Source organism: Pseudomonadota bacterium (assembly GCA_027620075.1).
In the GTDB taxonomy this organism is placed as follows: Bacteria; Pseudomonadota; Alphaproteobacteria; order Rickettsiales; family UBA6187; genus 1-14-0-20-39-49.
Genome location: JAQCEY010000006.1, coordinates 70,172 through 87,471 on the forward strand (window position 1 = coordinate 70,172; position 17,300 = coordinate 87,471).

The 17,300-nt window shown below is 39.9% G+C and carries 20 protein-coding genes; 13 read left to right on the forward strand and 7 right to left on the reverse strand.

Translation table 11 applies throughout. The annotated features are described in order from the left end of the window. Nucleotides 1-80: 80 nt before the first annotated feature. Nucleotides 81-494, forward strand: coding sequence for a VOC family protein (locus O2942_08710; protein MDA0782328.1), 414 nt, complete (start codon nucleotides 81-83; stop codon nucleotides 492-494). A gap of 89 nt (nucleotides 495-583) precedes the next feature. Here the strand turns inward: O2942_08710 and O2942_08715 are convergent, their stop codons facing one another. Next, a complete protein-coding gene (locus O2942_08715) occupies nucleotides 584-1,024 on the reverse strand; it encodes a hypothetical protein (protein ID MDA0782329.1) in 441 nt (146 codons plus the stop codon). A gap of 113 nt (nucleotides 1,025-1,137) precedes the next feature. Continuing rightward, on the reverse strand, nucleotides 1,138-1,848 hold the full coding sequence (locus O2942_08720) for a hypothetical protein (GenBank protein MDA0782330.1): 711 nt from the start codon (nucleotides 1,846-1,848) through the stop codon (nucleotides 1,138-1,140). Between the two features lie 175 nt (nucleotides 1,849-2,023). Here O2942_08720 and O2942_08725 point away from each other — a divergent pair, with 175 nt between their 5' ends. Together O2942_08725 and O2942_08730 are read left to right on the forward strand one after the other, a co-directional pair. Further along, entirely contained in the window at nucleotides 2,024-2,734 is a 711-nt protein-coding gene (locus O2942_08725) for a heme ABC transporter permease (GenBank protein MDA0782331.1), read from the forward strand. Nucleotides 2,735-2,802: 68 nt separating this feature from the next. Then, complete coding sequence (locus O2942_08730) at nucleotides 2,803-3,138, forward strand: ferredoxin family protein (GenBank protein MDA0782332.1); 336 nt, start codon at nucleotides 2,803-2,805, stop codon at nucleotides 3,136-3,138. A 101-nt stretch (nucleotides 3,139-3,239) separates the two neighbouring features. On the opposite strand, the gene map is transcribed toward O2942_08730, so the two are convergent. Continuing rightward, nucleotides 3,240-4,031, reverse strand: a complete 792-nt coding sequence (gene map, locus O2942_08735; GenBank protein MDA0782333.1) for a type I methionyl aminopeptidase — start codon at nucleotides 4,029-4,031, stop codon at nucleotides 3,240-3,242. A 95-nt stretch (nucleotides 4,032-4,126) separates the two neighbouring features. Here map and O2942_08740 point away from each other — a divergent pair, with 95 nt between their 5' ends. The 3 genes from O2942_08740 to O2942_08750 all read left to right on the forward strand — a co-directional run bounded on the left by O2942_08740 (nucleotide 4,127) and on the right by O2942_08750 (nucleotide 8,287). Further along, on the forward strand, nucleotides 4,127-4,858 hold the full coding sequence (locus tag O2942_08740) for a molybdopterin-binding protein (GenBank protein ID MDA0782334.1): 732 nt from the start codon (nucleotides 4,127-4,129) through the stop codon (nucleotides 4,856-4,858). Between the two features lie 237 nt (nucleotides 4,859-5,095). Beyond that, nucleotides 5,096-7,627 (forward strand): type I DNA topoisomerase, encoded by a 2,532-nt coding sequence (gene topA / locus O2942_08745; protein ID MDA0782335.1) that lies wholly within the window; start codon nucleotides 5,096-5,098, stop codon nucleotides 7,625-7,627. Nucleotides 7,628-7,720: 93 nt separating this feature from the next. After that, nucleotides 7,721-8,287, forward strand: coding sequence for a hypothetical protein (locus O2942_08750; protein ID MDA0782336.1), 567 nt, complete (start codon nucleotides 7,721-7,723; stop codon nucleotides 8,285-8,287). Between the two features lie 3 nt (nucleotides 8,288-8,290). On the opposite strand, the gene O2942_08755 is transcribed toward O2942_08750, so the two are convergent. From O2942_08755 to hisA, 4 genes are all read right to left on the reverse strand, one after another. Continuing rightward, the gene (locus tag O2942_08755) at nucleotides 8,291-8,668 is read right to left on the reverse strand and encodes a histidine triad nucleotide-binding protein (GenBank protein MDA0782337.1); all 378 of its coding nucleotides are present in this window, start codon (nucleotides 8,666-8,668) and stop codon (nucleotides 8,291-8,293) included. Further along, nucleotides 8,655-8,996: a phosphoribosyl-ATP diphosphatase gene (locus tag O2942_08760; GenBank protein MDA0782338.1), complete on the reverse strand. Its 342-nt coding sequence runs from the start codon at nucleotides 8,994-8,996 to the stop codon at nucleotides 8,655-8,657. Before O2942_08760 ends, O2942_08755 begins: the two co-directional genes overlap by 14 nt. 62 nt (nucleotides 8,997-9,058) lie before the next feature. After that, on the reverse strand, nucleotides 9,059-9,817 hold the full coding sequence (gene hisF / locus O2942_08765) for an imidazole glycerol phosphate synthase subunit HisF (protein ID MDA0782339.1): 759 nt from the start codon (nucleotides 9,815-9,817) through the stop codon (nucleotides 9,059-9,061). 110 nt (nucleotides 9,818-9,927) lie between these two features. Next, nucleotides 9,928-10,656, reverse strand: a complete 729-nt coding sequence (gene hisA / locus O2942_08770) for a 1-(5-phosphoribosyl)-5-[(5-phosphoribosylamino)methylideneamino]imidazole-4-carboxamide isomerase (protein MDA0782340.1) — start codon at nucleotides 10,654-10,656, stop codon at nucleotides 9,928-9,930. Between the two features lie 152 nt (nucleotides 10,657-10,808). Here hisA and O2942_08775 point away from each other — a divergent pair, with 152 nt between their 5' ends. From O2942_08775 to O2942_08805, 7 genes are all read left to right on the forward strand, one after another. Further along, nucleotides 10,809-11,531, forward strand: coding sequence for a hypothetical protein (locus O2942_08775; GenBank protein ID MDA0782341.1), 723 nt, complete (start codon nucleotides 10,809-10,811; stop codon nucleotides 11,529-11,531). 83 nt (nucleotides 11,532-11,614) lie between these two features. Next, nucleotides 11,615-12,217, forward strand: coding sequence for a dCTP deaminase (gene dcd / locus O2942_08780; GenBank protein MDA0782342.1), 603 nt, complete (start codon nucleotides 11,615-11,617; stop codon nucleotides 12,215-12,217). Further along, on the forward strand, nucleotides 12,210-13,490 hold the full coding sequence (gene murA, locus O2942_08785) for a UDP-N-acetylglucosamine 1-carboxyvinyltransferase (GenBank protein MDA0782343.1): 1,281 nt from the start codon (nucleotides 12,210-12,212) through the stop codon (nucleotides 13,488-13,490). Before dcd ends, murA begins: the two co-directional genes overlap by 8 nt. 158 nt (nucleotides 13,491-13,648) lie before the next feature. Further along, on the forward strand, nucleotides 13,649-14,965 hold the full coding sequence (locus tag O2942_08790; protein MDA0782344.1) for a S41 family peptidase: 1,317 nt from the start codon (nucleotides 13,649-13,651) through the stop codon (nucleotides 14,963-14,965). Between the two features lie 22 nt (nucleotides 14,966-14,987). Next, nucleotides 14,988-16,100: a divergent polysaccharide deacetylase family protein gene (locus O2942_08795; GenBank protein ID MDA0782345.1), complete on the forward strand. Its 1,113-nt coding sequence runs from the start codon at nucleotides 14,988-14,990 to the stop codon at nucleotides 16,098-16,100. 12 nt (nucleotides 16,101-16,112) lie between these two features. After that, nucleotides 16,113-16,607: an RNA pyrophosphohydrolase gene (locus O2942_08800; protein MDA0782346.1), complete on the forward strand. Its 495-nt coding sequence runs from the start codon at nucleotides 16,113-16,115 to the stop codon at nucleotides 16,605-16,607. Next, nucleotides 16,591-17,100 (forward strand): DciA family protein, encoded by a 510-nt coding sequence (locus O2942_08805; protein MDA0782347.1) that lies wholly within the window; start codon nucleotides 16,591-16,593, stop codon nucleotides 17,098-17,100. The genes O2942_08800 and O2942_08805 overlap by 17 nt, the downstream gene beginning before the upstream one ends. Nucleotides 17,101-17,300: the final 200 nt, after the last annotated feature.

Consider the following 17,300-nt stretch of genomic DNA (forward strand, 5'->3'; position numbering starts at 1 on the left):
AAAATAACTCGTTTGCGCTAATAAATCAAATAAATCATATTTGTCTATACAAACTATACACACAAAAAAAGAGAAACGTCATGCAACCATTCCACCTTGCAATAGCATCAAATGATCTGGACAAAAGTAAGAAATTCTATTCCCAGTTATTGGGCTGCACTATTGGTCGCTCAAGCAAAAAATGGATAGATTTTAACTTCTTTGGTCACCAACTATCAGTCCACTTAAAGCCGGAAGAAACCACTAAAGCTCAAAACAACAAAGTTGACGGCAAGTCTGTTCCTGTCAGGCATTTTGGTATAGTGCTTGACTGGGCGAACTGGCTTAAGCTTGCAAAAGAACTCGAAGAACAAAATATGGATTTCATTATAGAGCCTTATATAAGATTTGAAGGAAAACCCGGGGAACAGGCAACAATGTTCTTCTATGACCCTAGCGGTAATGCATTGGAGTTCAAATCTTTTAAAGATGAATCAATGTTATTTGCGGCATAAAAATATAAGCAGTGTTCAATAAGGTAGATTCTGTCAAAAAATACGATTTTTACGAAATCTATATTTATCGAACACTGCTAAAATATACGTTACAAAATTGCTTTTAACTTTTTTGCTACTTCGTTGTATTCCTCTTTATTTTCTTCTTTTAGGGTTTTCAGACCGGCAATAAGCTGCTCGACATTGCCGTTACATACTTTTTGCAGACGTTTTTGTTTTTTAGTTTCCTCAATTTTAGTTGCCATTTCCTTAAACTCTTTAACAGCGTCTTTTTGCTCTTTGTTCAAAGAAGCGGTAGAAGGCAAAGTTTCTATTACGGCTTCTAAAGCATATATTATTTTGCCAAGCTGCATACCGTAGCCGGCAACACCTTCAATTATAGCGGCTTCAGTTGCCGGAGCTTCCGATTTATAGTTGGTTATGTTTATAAGGCTTGCGGAATTATTTCCCCATTGCTCACCCCACCATTGCCAAGGATTGATAGCCTGCGTTACATCTCCTGAAAAAGGACTTTTAAATTTAGCGTTCATATTTTTTTACCCCCAGAATGCTTTTAAAAATCGGAAAGTTCCGTCTAATCGGCGGAACATTCTGTAAAGAATTATAAAATTATAGCAAATTAATATAAACACAATAGGGATTTTTACTTGGAAAAAACTTTTGGGTTAAAAGCCTTTTCGCTCCCTTCTTTTAAAGACTCCTGCCATTTTTCGGGATTACCTAAAAATCCTCCGCCATTTAGGACTTCATCTTTAATCTCTTTTTCAAAATCTTTTTCTGTAAAATTTACAGGTGACTCAACACCGCGTAACCCTCTGGTAAAACTGTCTATAGGGCTTTTTTCCGAGTATCTTCGGACTACCCTGTTAACCCACGTTTTTTCATTTGATGCCTCGGTTTCGGGAACATAGACACGCTTTTTAAACGAACTTAAACTTTCATCATCAAATACGGTTTGACCTGATTCTTTTAACTTTTCTTTGACTTTACCTACCATTTCCTGAACAAGTTCGGGGTTATTGGCATTATCTTTATAAACAGCAGACTCACGCAACGCTTGAGAAGTTTTTTTATAAAACTCCTCATCAAGAACGCTTTTTTCTACTAATTTCCCGTTTTCATTTGCAAGATTATAGCCGTTAGCAAGAAGCGTTTCGTTGACTGTTGCAATAATTGACCTTTTTCCGTCTTTTCCGGAACTTTTATAATAAGGTTTTAATTGCTCTAAAAAATTTCTGTAATCTCTATTACCTTCTTTTTTATTGGTATCCCCACCCCTTCCTTTTAATATAATCCGTTCTTTTATAATTTTATCGGTATCGCCGTTTCTATTTGATTTATCCGTGGATTTCATGATTATACACTCCCTATGCTGCTTTTAATATCTTCCGAAAATATGGAGGTATTATTTATAAATCGTCTAAAAGTCAAGTATTTGTAACTAAAAAAACTTAATTATTTGCAACAGCTTGCAATTAGTCATCAATAATGCTACATGTAAGAATCATTTAATATTGACAGCAAAATAAATGCATAAATATTTCAATCCGGGAAAATTCGGCAGGATTGCGGACAGGGTTCTTCCTTTTTCGGCGGGTCTGACGGCTATTTTGATGATATCGGGATTATACTGCGCCCTTATAGGATCTCCACCTGATTATCAGCAGGGGGAATCCGTTCGCATCATGTATATACATGTTCCTGCGGCAACTATGGCATTGGGTGTTTATACCTTCATAGCGTTAGTTTGTGCGGCATCACTAATATGGAAAAACCCTTTGTCCGACATGATAGCTATATCGTCAGCTCCCATAGGGGCAGGTTTCACCATAATTTGTCTTATTACAGGTTCGCTTTGGGGCAAACCTATATGGGGAACTTGGTGGGTATGGGACGCACGTCTTACTTCCGTTTTGATATTGCTCTTTTTCTATCTTGGCTATATGGCACTTTATAACGCCTATGATGACAGAAGGCGTGCAGGACAGACCTCGGCAATTTTGGCATTGGTAGGTTTTATAAACGTACCTATCGTAAAATTTTCCGTTGACTGGTGGAACACGTTGCACCAGCCTGCGAGCATAGTTCGCATGGGCGGACCTAAGATAGACCCTTCTATGATGACACCTTTGATAATAATGTTTTTTGCGTTTATTTCGTTCTTTATAACCGTGTTAATATTAAGGATAAAAGTTGAAATTTTATCACTAAAACAAGAAAGATTAAATTTAGGTAAATAAATTCCTTTACATCGGTGCAATAAGAATATAAACCACAAAATATTGAAGAATTTAATTCCGGAGATATTATGACGTACGTTGTTACAGAAGATTGTATCATGTGCAAATACTCGGACTGTGTAGAAGTGTGTCCTGTTGACTGCTTCTATGAGGGCGAGAATATGTTGGTTATCAATCCCGATGAGTGCATTGATTGCGGTGTGTGTGAACCTGAATGCCCGATTGAAGCTATTCAGCCCGAATCCGAAGAAAACATTCAATGGCTTGAGCTAAATCGTGAATATTCGCAGCAATGGCCTAGCATAACTCAGAATAAAGACCCTATGGAAGAAGCCGAAGAGCATAAGGGCGAGGCTAATAAATACGAAAAATACTTTAGCGAAAACCCCGGTAAAGGCGATTAATCGCTAAAAGTTATTAAATATGAATATTAAGAAGGGGCGTTTAAAAAACGCTCCTTTTTAATATTTTAGTTTATATATGTATGAGTTTTTCATTTTCTATTTTACTTATAAGGCGGACAATGCAAACCTTTCGGCGATTCGGTAAATAGCTCGAAACCGTCCGATGTTACTGCTAAACTATGTTCAAACTGGGCGGACAGGGATTTGTCCTTAGTCCACACCGTCCAGCCGTCTTTTCCGCTCAAGGTTGTTTGCCAGCCTCCGGCATTTACCATAGGCTCTATGGTAAAGAACATGCCTTCTTCCAGCACCATGCCTTCACCTGCCTTGCCGAAATGCATTACGGAAGGGGCGGTGTGAAATATTTTACCAAGCCCGTGACCGCAATAGTCACGCACTACCGAGTAATTATGTTTTTCAACGAAGGTCTGAATGGCATGACCTATATCACCAAGCGTATTGCCGGGCTTTACCTTTTCAATGCCCAGCATCATAGCGTCATATGTGACCTGACATAATCTTTTGGCTTTTATTGAAGGCTCTCCGACAAAAAACATACGGCTTGTATCGCCGTGCCAGCCGTTTAGCTTTGCCGTTACGTCAATATTTACGATATCGCCGTCTTTTAACTTCTTGTCGCTTGGAATCCCGTGACATACGACATGGTTTACCGATGTACATATTGATTTCGGGAAGCCTTTATAGCCGAGCGGGGCAGACTCGGCTCCGTTTTCAACGGTCATTTTATGACACAGGTCGTTAAGCTCGTTAGTGGTAACACCGGGTTGTACATAATCGACTATATAATCAAGCACACGTGCAGCAAGATTTCCTGCTTTTCGCATTGATTCAAAGTCTTCGTTAGTGTGTATAGTAATTTGTTCTTTAGCCATTTTGATAAGTTATTAGTTGCAAGTTTAAAGTTACAAGTAGTAATATAGCCAAAAACCAGAGCATGCAACTAATAACGAAAAAAGAATACTAAAATATGACAAACAATTCTCCGACGGCGGCACTTCTTATTATAGGCAATGAAATATTATCCGGCAGAACTCAGGACAAAAACCTTAACTATATTGCAAAAGGTTTGGGTGAGGTCGGTATCAAATTTATGGAAGTCAGGGTCATACCGGATATTCACCTGACTATCATAGACACCTTAAACGAAATGCGGGCAAAATTTGATTATGTGTTCACAACGGGCGGTATAGGCCCGACCCATGATGATATTACGGCAGAATGTATCGCAAAGGCTTTTGGGGTAGAGCTTAAAGTTAATGAAGAATATTATAAAAAAATATATGAATATTATAAAGGCGAACTAAACGAAGGGCGTATTAAGATGGTAACATTGCCCGATGGGGCAGTGCCGATAGCCAACCCGATAAGTACCGCTCCGGGGTTTTATATACAAAACGTATATGTTATGGCAGGCATTCCCAACGTTATGCAGGCAATGTTTGATGCGGTAAAAGGGACTTTAAAACATGGTGCGGTAGTCCTGTCAAAAGAAATCCGGATATATGCCTCTGAAAGTAAAATAGCGACTCCTTTAAGTAAGCTGCAAGATGAATATGATAATGTGGAGATAGGCAGCTATCCTTTCGTTGAAGATAATAAAATAGGGGTTATTCTTGTGTTCCGTTCATCTGATGAGGCGGCTTTAGATGAGTGTTTAGGCAAGATGAATACTGTTTTGCAAAGAAGTAAAATTGCATAATATTAAAATTAATTAATATAACTAATTTTAAAAAACACTTTCTTTCACACTTAAATTATCTATAACTTCTCATATAGCTTTTTCATTAATGCTATAAAAACACTTGTAGCTAATTGTAATTACATACAATGTCAGACCATGAAATAAATTCAGAATGACATGAGTACAAGAGTAAAAGATATACTAATTTTAAAAAGTTTTTTAAAGAATAACTAGTGTAAGGAATAGTTTTTTTATATGAATCTGGTAATTGTAGAGTCACCGGCTAAAGCCAAAACAATCGAGAAATATTTAGGTAAAGATTATAAAGTGCTGGCATCTTTCGGGCATGTGGTAGACCTGCCTTCAAAAGACGGCTCTGTTCGTCCTGATGAAGATTTTGCAATGGATTATCAGATATCCGATAAATCAAAAAAACATGTGAAAGCACTAGTTGATGCCGCCAAAAAATGCGATGCCATATATCTGGCAACTGACCCCGACCGTGAAGGCGAAGCTATTTCGTGGCATGTGGTGGAAGTGTTATTGCAAAAAAAAGCCATTAAAAAATCTACACCCGTACATCGTGTAGTATTCCATGAAATCACTAAAAAAGCCGTAACTTCTGCGGTTGCTAATCCACGCACATTGGATATGGATTTGGTGAACGCACAGCAGGCAAGGCGTGCTTTGGATTATTTGGTCGGTTTTACTTTGTCACCGGTATTATGGAGAAAGCTACCCGGTAGCCGTTCGGCGGGGCGTGTTCAATCCGTAGCCTTACGTATTATCTGTGACCGTGAAAATGAAATAGAAGAATTTAAATCCAGAGAATACTGGGATATAAAGCTGGGCTTAAAGACCTCTGCCTCAGAGGATTTTATAGCACGTATAACGCATATTGACGGTAACAAGCTTGACCAGTTCGATATAGTAACGGAAAAAGCCGCAGGCGATATCGTAAAAAAACTGGAAACTAAAGAATATATTGTTGACACTTTAGAGAAAAAACAGGCAAGGCGCAATCCGCAGCCGCCTTTTACCACCTCTTCACTGCAACAGGAAGCCTCAAGAAAGCTCGGCTTCGGAGCAAAAAGGACTATGAGCGTAGCGCAAAAGCTATATGAGGGAATTAACTTAGGCGGTGAAACAGTCGGTCTTATAACCTATATGCGTACTGACGGCGTTACCGTATCGCAGGACGCTATTTATGCTACAAGAGAACTGATAGGCAAGAACTACGGTGATAAATATGTGCCTGCTAAACAAAGGCACTATGCCACAAAAGCCAAGAACGCTCAGGAGGCACACGAAGCTATCCGCCCGACAGACTCAAAAAGAACTCCCGAACAGGTGTCCGGGTTCCTAGATGATGACCAGAAGAAGCTATATGATCTTATATGGAAGCGTATGGTAGCATCACAAATGGAATCTGCCGTTCTTAATCAGGTGGTAATAGATATAAAATTACAGGACGGCTATGCCGTTGCAAGGGCGAACGGTTCAACTATCGCATTTGACGGTTTTTATAAAGTCTACCGTGAGGGGCGTGACGACGATAAAGACGAGGAAGGAAGGATATTACCTTCGATGGAAGTAGGTGAAAAATTAGGCTTAAACGAAGTTACGCCGGAACAGCATTTCACACAGCCGCCGCCAAGATATACCGAAGCATCTTTAGTCAAAAAACTCGAAGAACTCGGCATCGGAAGACCTTCTACCTACGCAAGTATTATATCTGTCTTGCAAGACAGGGAATATGTAAGGATAGATAAAAAAAGATTCTTTGCAGAAGACAGGGGGCGTATAGTAACGGCATTTTTGAAAAGCTTCTTTAGCCGATATGTCGAATATGATTTTACCGCAAAATTAGAAGATGAACTTGACCATATCTCGGCAGGTGAGCTTGAATGGAAAGCTATGCTGCGTGCGTTCTGGACGGATTTTAATTCTAATATTGAAAGCGTAAAGGAATATAAGTTAAGCGATGTAATTCATGAGCTTAATATATTGTTGGGTAGCTGGTTATTCACTAAAGATGAAAAGGGCGAGATAGACAGAGGTTGTCCCAAATGTGACGGCGGTCATCTGAGCCTGAAATTAGGTAAGTTCGGTGCATTCTTGGGCTGTTCTAACTATCCTGAATGTAATTACACACATCAGCTAGGCGGCTCCGAAGAAGAAAAAGCAAGCGGTGCATCGGACGTTTTTGAACCTAAGATGTTGGGGGTTGATAAAGAATCAGGTCTGGACATATTGGTTAAAAAAGGCCCGTACGGTTTATATCTTCAGCTTGGTGAGCCTGAAGATAAAAAAGAAAAACCCAAAAGGGTATCAATTCCTAAAATGTATGCACCGGACGATGTCACTTTAGATATAGCAGAAGGCTTATTGTCTTTGCCAAGGCAGGTAGGTAAACACCCCGATACCGGAAAAGTCATAGCGGCGGGAATCGGTATGTATGGCCCATATGTCAGGCATGACGGTAAATATACATCTTTAAAGGAAGATGACCCTGTTACTATAGGAATAAACAGGGCGGTTACCCTAATCGCCGAGAACCAAAAAGGTGCTAAAAAAACCGAGCCGTTACGTGTTGTCGGAAAACACCCCGATAACGGCAAAGATATAGAGATTTTTGACGGTAAATACGGCCCTTATGTCAAAAATGAAAAAATAAATGCTTCGCTTACTAAAGATATGACTGTTGAAGACGTAACTGTTGAACAGGCGGTGGAACTTCTTGCTAAACAAAAAGATAAGAAGAAGTCAAAAAAAGGCAAAAAATAATCAGCGATTGACAATTTTTATTGTGCATCTTAAAAGGTTAATTATTATTAACATTCCCATTTTTTTTGGGAACTATAAGAAAAGAGTAATTAGATGCACACACAGTTACAATCTAACAAAAGAAAATTTGAAGAAGAAAAGAAAGAAGAATCAGCACAACCCGACCAAAATGGACGGAAAGAATCTCTATTGCAAAAATCCGATTATATAAAAACTAATCTGCCAAAAGAAGGGAAGCATGTTACCATGTTAAAAGAAGCTTCTTCTGTATCGGCTTCTCAAAGGAAAAGCCGTTCCGTTTTAAATGAAGATGACCTGAGTTTAATATATAATTATGTCTTAAATGACGGAAAAGACTCAAACGGAGAAAATATAAAATTGACCCATGCACAGAGGGTTTTCTATAAAGGCTCTGTATCGGACTCATTTGCGTATATGCAGCAAGTTGTCGGTAACCGGACTCTTGATTATGACAATATAGAAAAAACATTACAATTTGCCGAAGATAAAACAAAAGAGTCAAAAGCGGCATATAAAGAAGGCAAAATGGAAATTGCTCTTGCTACACTTGTAGACAGTAATGTTTTGAAAGAATTAGCACTGGGTAAGGCACAGAATAATAGCTTATGCGGTCAGATAACAAACGTTATGGCTATATAAAGATTACCGTTCCAACTTGTCAGACTGTAAAAGACCGCCGAGTTTTTTACCGCCTAATATGTGAACATGAAAATGTGGCACTGCCTGATTTGCGTCTGCCCCATGATTGCTGATAAGGCGGTATCCTGTTTTATCCAGCCCGAGTTCGGCGGCTATTTCCCTTACTTTGGCAAAGAAGCCGGCTACCCTATCAGGGCTTGAATTGGCTACAAAATCGTCAAATGAAACATACTGACCCTTGGGAATAACCAGAACATGTACGGGTGCGGCAGGTGCTATATCTTTAAACGCAAAAACATCATCATCGCTATATACTTTGTCGCAAGGTATCTCGCCCCTGATTATTTTTGCGAAGATATTATCGTTATCATAGCTGTGCATTATTTTTTACCTTTCTTAACTTTTTTTCCTCAATGCCTGATATGTCCTTACGTTTTTCAAGCTCGAACATAACCTTTTCAGGCTTAATACCCATTTCAACCCAAAGAACAAGAAGGTGAAAAAGAAGGTCGGCACTTTCTTCAATAGTTTCTTTTTTGTTATTTGCCGCAGCGTCTATAATGGTTTCAATAGCTTCCTCCCCAACCTTCTGTGCGATCTTCTTGCGTCCTTTTTGGAAAAGCTTTGCACAATATGATTTGTCAGGATTGGCAGTCCTTTTGGCTTTTATGGTATCGAAAAGTTCATCGAGAGTTTTGAATTCTGACATCGTTCTACCTTAACTATACTTTAGTGTTTTTAATCGGTTTAATGAATTTAAGGATAAACCTATTACAATCTTACGGCAATACCTTTTGTTTGCATGTGTTTTTTTACTTCTTCAATGCTATATTCGCCGAAGTGGAATATTGAAGCGGCAAGAAGGGCAGAAGCGTGACCTTCTTTTACTCCGTCCACAAAATCATCAGGCTTGCCCACACCACCCGATGCAATAACCGGAACCGTTACAGCATCAGCTATTGCACGGGTTAGCTTATTATCAAAACCCTGCTTAGTGCCGTCCCTGTCCATTGAGGTAAGTAATATCTCTCCCGCACCTAGGCTAACCATTTTTTTAGCCCAAACGATTGCATCTATACCCGTGGCTTTACGTCCTCCATGTGTGAAAATCTCGTATTTGCCTTCGCCTGTGGATTTTGCATCAATGGCTACCACTATGCATTGCGAGCCGAATTTATCGGCGGCATCTTTTACCAGTTGAGGATTAGTAACGGCAGCAGTATTAATCGCTACTTTATCCGCACCTGCCAAAAGAAGATTTCGCACATCATCAACCGAACGTACACCACCGCCGACCGTCAGCGGCATAAAGCATTGCTCGGCAACACGTGTGATAACGTCATACATGGTATCACGGTTATCACTTGATGCGGTGATATCCAAAAAACACAACTCGTCCGCCCCCTGTTTGTCATAAACTTTCGCCTGCTCTACAGGGTCGCCCGCATCTATCAGGTCAACGAAGTTAACGCCTTTTACTACACGTCCGTCTTTTACGTCTAAGCAGGGAATGATTCTGGTTTTTAGCATTTATTTATTAGTGTTAAGTGTTAGTGTTAAGTGTCATTTTTACGGATTTTATAGGGAGAATAAAATTATAGTGAAATCCACAGTCCTAATAACACTTGTGGATAAATCAATCAGGCGGCTATCTGCAATGCCCTTGCTATATCTATCTTTCCTTCATAAATAGCCCTGCCTACTATCACACCGGCTACGCCTGAACCCTCAATATCTTTTACCGCCTGTATATCTTCGGTACATGACATTCCGCCTGATGCTATTACAGGAATATTAACCGATTCGGCAAGTTGTTTAGTGCCTGAAAGGTCAGGACCGGTCATTAGTCCGTCACGGTTGATATCTGTATAAATTATTGCGGCAACTCCCGCATCTTCAAATTTTCGGGCTAAATCTATCACCGAAATATCGGAAGTTTCCGCCCAGCCCTCTACGGCAACCATGCCGCTTTTGCCGTCAATACCCACAACTATCCGGTCGGGGAATTTTTTACAGGCATCAATGACAAGTTCAGGATTCTTTAGTGCGATAGTGCCTAGTATTACACGAGTAACCCCCGCATCAAGCCAGCTTTGTATAGTGGCTATATCCCTTATACCGCCACCTAGCTGAACCGACATTTTGCCGCCCAGTTCATTTAAAACGGATTTTACCGCATCAATATTCACAGGCTTTCCGTCAAAAGCTCCGTTTAAATCAACTATGTGCAGCCAGTTAAAACCTTGCGAAAGGAATGTAGCCGCCTGATTGGACGGGCTTTCATTGAAAACCGTAACCTTGTCCATCTCGCCTTTTTGCAGACGCACACACTGACCGTCTTTTAAATCTATCGCAGGAAAAATAATCATAAGCTTATGTATCTTGTTAATTTTAAGTGCTTATTACACCAAGGCGATACAAATTTCAAGATATATAGAAAACAGTACCATTATAATTGACAAGTTACATGGATAAAGCCTACACTTGCAATGAGTTGCAATTGTCGAAGTATGGGGGCGTTATGAGGCAAAAGCAGATAAAATCCCAAGTGCAAAAATGGTTATCGGATAGTTTTTATGATTCTATAGCCAATGGTAAATATACAACCTCAAGAATAAGTGAAGAAAAAATCGGTCATTATCATAAACGTCATCTATATACCGATCTGCTTGCAACTATGTATACGAATCAAAAGAAAGTAATAGACCTTGATGAAAAAGGTTTTGCTGTTGATAAGCAAATAGAAACGGGTTTCCGTAATAAGGAGGTTCTAGCAACTATGTATGACAATTTGCAAAATTCCAAACAACTAGATGATATCGGCGTTAGTTATGACATGCAGGCAAAATTAGGGTTGAAGTTAGGGAAGCATTTTCAAAATCTATATAATAAAACCAAAGAAATTGAAGAATTTGTTAGTAAAAACGATATCTCACCAATCTTACTGACCGGATATTTGATGCAAAAGGGAGAGCCGGAATATTTGATTGCAGAGAGTAACCCTGTAAAAACATCCGTTGAAATAGAGAAGATGAATTATTGTAGTGAGTTTTTGCAGGTGATACCAAGCGTTATGTCTGCCATGCTATCCGATGGTATCCCTCAACTAAATCTTCCTGAAGATGTTGGACGGGTCATAGGTGATAAGCTGGTTAAACAATCTACGGGAACTCGCGATTATAGAGCGTTAGTTCGGCTATCCGAGGTCAATAGAGGTGCAATGCAGGTATCAAAATTTAGATAGGTATTTATTAACCCTTGCACTATTTCCTTCTTAACGTATATATTACTAGGTTTGGAGACGAAAAAGAAAGGGGACATAATAAAATGCCGATAATGCCTGATAAATGGATTAGGGAACAAGCGTTAGAAAACGATATGATAACGCCGTTTGAGGAAAAACAGCAACGTCAGGGTGTAATATCATACGGAGTGTCGTCATACGGATATGACGCAAGAGTGTCTAACGAGTTCAAGATATTTACCAATATAGATTCATCAATAGTAGACCCCAAACAGTTCTGCCAAAAAGGGTTTGTGGACAGAACGGAAGATGTATGCATTATACCCCCCAACAGTTTTGCTCTGGCAAGAACTGTGGAATATTTCAAAATACCGAGGGATATGCTGGTTATATGTGTCGGTAAGTCTACCTATGCAAGATGCGGTATAATTGTGAATGTTACCCCCCTTGAGCCGGAGTGGGAAGGGCATGTAACCTTGGAATTTTCAAATACCACGCCTCTTCCTGCAAAAATATATGCGAATGAGGGAGCTTGTCAGTTCCTGTTCTTTAAAGCGGATTCGGTTTGTGAAACCTCTTATGCAGATAAGGCGGGAAAATATATGGGGCAGGTTGGTGTAACATTACCCAGAATTGACGGTAAACAGGAAAATATACTAGACCGGAAGGTATCGGTTAATGGATAAAATAAAGATAAACGGAGGCATACCGCTTAAAGGCGAGGTAAAAATAGGTGGTGCAAAAAATGCCGCACTTCCTTTAATGGCTGCGGCAATGCTTACCGAAGGTCGCCTTAAATTAAATAATCTGCCGCATATTGCGGATATTTCCACTATGGCAAACCTGCTTGTTCAACACGGTGTGGATATGGAACTGGACGCAGTGGAGGGAAGTGCAGGCGGCGGCATTATATCACTTTGTGCCAAAAATATAAAAAGCTTTGAAGCTCCATACGATATCGTAAGGAAAATGCGGGCTTCCGTTCTGGTTTTAGGACCGCTACTTGCAAGGTTCGGTGATGCTAAGGTATCTTTGCCCGGAGGCTGTGCTATAGGAACACGTCCGATTGACCTTCACCTACAGGCGTTTGAAAAAATGGGTGCAAAAATAGAGCTGGAAGAAGGTTATATAAAAGCATCGGTTAAGGGGAAGTTGAGGGGTGCTGAAATACATTTTGAAAAAGTTTCCGTAGGGGCTACTGAAAATGTTATGATGGCGGCATGTCTGGCTGACGGCGAGACTACAATAATTAACGCGGCACAGGAGCCTGAAGTTGTAGACCTTGCTCAATGCCTTGTTAAAATGGGTGCAAAAATAACAGGCATAGGAACAGGCACACTAAAAATAGAAGGCTTGGAAAAATTAAACGGAGCCGAACATTCGGTTATAAGTGACCGTATTGAAGCCGGAAGCTATATGATAGCTGCCGCCATAACAAACGGGGATATAAGGTTGCATGGTGTTGATTTGTCAATCATGGAATCAACAATTGAAAGACTGACGGCAGCAGGTGTTCTGATAGAGGAGCTTTCAGATAATTCGGTTAGAGCGGCGCGTAAACAAGATAAGCTAAAAAGTGTAGATGCTATTACCTTGCCGTATCCGGGATTTCCGACCGATATGCAAGCTCAGTTTATGGCATTGATGTGTCTTGCCGAGGGTAACTCGATTATAAACGAAACCATCTTTGAAAACAGGTTTATGCATGTATCGGAACTAACTCGCATGGGAGCCGATATTTCTATAGAAGGACATAAAGCTTTGGTAAAAGGTGTTACCGAACTAAAAGGTGCGGAACTTATGGCTACCGATCTGCGTGCATCGGTGTCATTAGTGCTGGCAGCACTGGCAGCAAAAGGACAGACCGTAATAAACAGAGTTTACCATATCGACAGGGGATATGAACGCATTGAAGAAAAAATGATGATGCTGGGTGCCGATATAGAGCGGATAAAATAAGATACTGTATATGACCGAATTTACCTACAAAGAACACTGCTAAGTTATGCTATTAGAATATATCGTTGCATAATTATTATCTTTGGAGTAGATTTGATCTGGTCGTTAAATAGTCGGCTTTTTTGCCGTAGTTCCAAAAATTTTTAGGATAATTAATTATGAATAAACAGTTTTACGGAATATTCCTGATTTTAGTTTTTAGTTTTTTTGCAACATCTGCACAAGCGAGTTCTAAAGATACAATAAAGCTGCTTGACCTTTTCGGAGATGTTTTTGACAAGGTTAAGAGGGACTATGTAGAGGAAGTGGACGATAAAGAATTGGTAGAATCTGCTATTAACGGTATGCTTTCATCTCTTGACCCGCATTCAAGCTATCTTAATGAAAACGATTTCGATGAAATGAGAATACAGACCAGAGGTGAGTTCGGCGGTCTGGGTATTGAGGTTACTATGGAAAACGGTCTGGTTAAAGTGGTTTCTCCTATTGATGATACGCCTGCGTATCGTGCAGGATTAGAGGCCGGAGATTATATAAGCCAGATAGACGGCGAGGCGGTTATGGGAACTACGCTTTCCGAAGCGGTTGATAAAATGAGAGGCAAGCCCGGCACGGAGATAGAACTTACCGTGTTGCGTGAAGGTGAAAATGAGCCGCTTACATTCAATATAAAAAGAGATATCATTAAAATAAAATCGGTTCGTGCCAGAAAAGAGGGTGATGATATCGTATATGTAAGGGTCACATCTTTTTCTGAAAGTACGTCAGATAGTTTAAAGCGTGAAGTAAAAAAACTAAAAAGTGAAATAGGTGAGGAAAAGTTCAAGGGTGTGGTGCTTGATCTTAGAAATAATCCGGGCGGATTGCTTGATCAGGCTATAGAAGTATCGGATGCGTTCCTTGGTAAAGGTGAGATTGTATCTACCGGCGGAAGAGTGCCTGACAGCAATAAAAGATTTAATGCGTCACGCGGCGACATCATTGACGGCAAACCGATAGTGGTAATGATAAACGGCGGTTCGGCATCTGCTTCCGAGATTGTTTCGGGTGCGTTGCAAGATCACAAACGTGGCATTGTCATCGGTACGAAGTCCTTCGGTAAAGGTTCGGTTCAAACCGTAATACCTCTATCTGCAAGCAAAGGTGCTATGCGTCTTACGACTTCAAGATACTACACTCCTGCGGGGCGTTCTATTCAGGCTGAGGGGATTGAGCCTGATATAATTGTCGAGCAGGCAAAGCTTGAAGAGATAAAAGCTCGAAAAATGTCTTCTGAGGCAAGTTTAAGAAAGCATTTGAAAAATAATAACGGTAGCGTTAATAACGATAGCAGCAGCGATGCTAATAGTGATGCAAACAAGGCTGTAGAAGGTGAAAAAGAAAGCACCGACTCGGCGTATGAAAAAGATTACCAGTTAGGCAGGGCATTGGATTTACTAAGGGGAATTCATATTTATAACGAGAGTAAGATGTAATTTTTAATTCGTTCCTTATGTTATGAAGTTTTTATCAGGTCTGAAGTTCAAAATGGCGGATTTTAAGTTCAGCCCCTCCACGATAGTGGCAGGGGTTGTAACTTTTTTTATAGTAACCTCATTAGTTGCCGTAATATCCGAACTTTATATAGGTAGAGATAAAAGGGCGGAAAAAGCTCTTGCCTCCGGTGCAAGGCTTGAGTTTAATCTTTCTACTGAGGAGATTACAGGGCTTATCCTCTTAACCGAGGATGGTGCTGAAGCAGAAGATGAGAGTAATGAGACTAAATCTGAAAAGGACGCCGAAGATAAAAAAACGGTTGAAAATAAACTTGCATGGTTAAATGAGGATTTTATAGGTCCTAGAATGCCTCAGGCTTTTGTTGATGTTTTGATGGCAGGCGTGGCTTCAAACATAAAGATTAACAAAGTTAAATTAAGTGAACTTAGTAATAAACCCATAATAGTTGTCATACTCAAAGGTCTGGGGCTAAGTGCCTCTACTACCCAAAGTGCTATGGAACTGCCTAAGTCGGTTACTTTCGGTCTTTCGCCTTATTCTGCCACTATTAATGACTGGGCGGAAAAAGCTAAAAAGCAGGGCAGAGAGGTTGTGCTGCATATACCGATGGAAACTAAAGACTATCGTTTGAACGATCCGGGACCATACGCACTTTTAACGCAGTCATCAAAAGAAGATAATATCACACGTCTTAATATGTTGTTGGGACTGGTAAAGGGGTATGAAGCTGTGTACTCGGAAAAGGAGGAGGTATTTACCCATACGCTTTCAAGTTCAAAACCGGTATTGCAGGCTTTAAAAAACAAAAGGAAGTTCCTTATATTTGGAGGTGGCTATGCCGATTTTTCACTGATACAGCTTGCCAATGAGCTTGAGTACCCTCTGCTTGTAAATGATTTTATACTAGATGACGATATATCTCAGGACAGTATAAACGCTAAATTCAAAGAAGTTGAAGAAACCGCACTAGAAAAGGGGTATGTTGTGGTTATGGCACATCCGTACCCTATAACAATAAGAATGCTGGAAAGGTGGCTGCCTGAAGCTGAAGAAAGAGGGTTTTTCATTGCTCCGGTTTCATTATTACTTGGAAAACAAATTGTAAAAGAATAAAAGAGGAAAAAATTGGTTAACGTAAATAGTTTGCCATACCGTTATGGCGTTGGAATGATGTTGGTAAACAAAGATTCACAGGTTTTTGTCGGTAAGAGGATAGATACTTCAAGTGAGGCATGGCAGATGCCTCAAGGTGGTGTCGATAAGGGTGAAGATGAAAAAACGGCAGCCTTCAGAGAATTGCAAGAAGAAGTGGGAACCGATAAAGCTACTCTTATAGCACAAAGTGCCGATTACTATTATTACGACCTGCCGGAAGATTTGATACCCGATGTTTGGGGGGGTAAATTCCGTGGACAAAAACAAAGATGGTTCGTGTTTCTGTTCGAAGGTGATAGCGATGATATAAATATCGCTACCGACCACCCTGAATTTTGTGAGTGGAAATGGATAAACGCAAATGACCTGCCTGATGTTATAGTGCCGTTCAAAAGAAAAATATATTCCGACATACTGAGTGAGTTTTCAAACCTTATAGAAAAGATAAATGAATCGGACATCTAAATATACAAAAAAATATGCCGGTGTTAATAGCTTGTCAGCAAGTTTAAATACCGTTACAACTCCTTTTTTCAAAAAACGCGGCTTTGCCGAAAATAAAATTATTACCGACTGGAACTATATTGTAGGCAAAGAGTTGGGAAATAGCAGCACTCCCAAACGAATAACATTTAACAGAGATAAAAAAACCGACGGCACATTGACGGTTGAAGTATATGATAGCGGTATTGCTATGGAAATGACATATATGGAGCTGGTGCTTATCGAGAAGATATCGGTTTATTTCGGTTATAGAGCGATTGCCCGCCTCAAGATTATGCAAAGACCCGGCGGACAGCCTCATCTTGATGAGGAGAGAAAAATCCCCGTAAGGAATATATCGGACGATAAGAAAAAAGCACTGGATAATTATCTGGAAGATATTGATGATGCGGAGCTAAAAGAAGCATTGAAAAGCCTCGGTGTGGGGGTTATGTCGGATTATAGTAAATTATAAATTCATATCCTATAAGAGAAACGTCATTACCCGAGTTTCCGTAGGAAACTATAGGGTAATCTCATGAGATCGCCCTATAGTTTCCTACGGAAACTCGGGCGATGACGTAAATGAATTTAGAATTTACTATAGTAGTAAAATAACATAAAAATTTTACGGATATTTGCAAAATAAAGGATTTAAGTATATATAGTACGAAA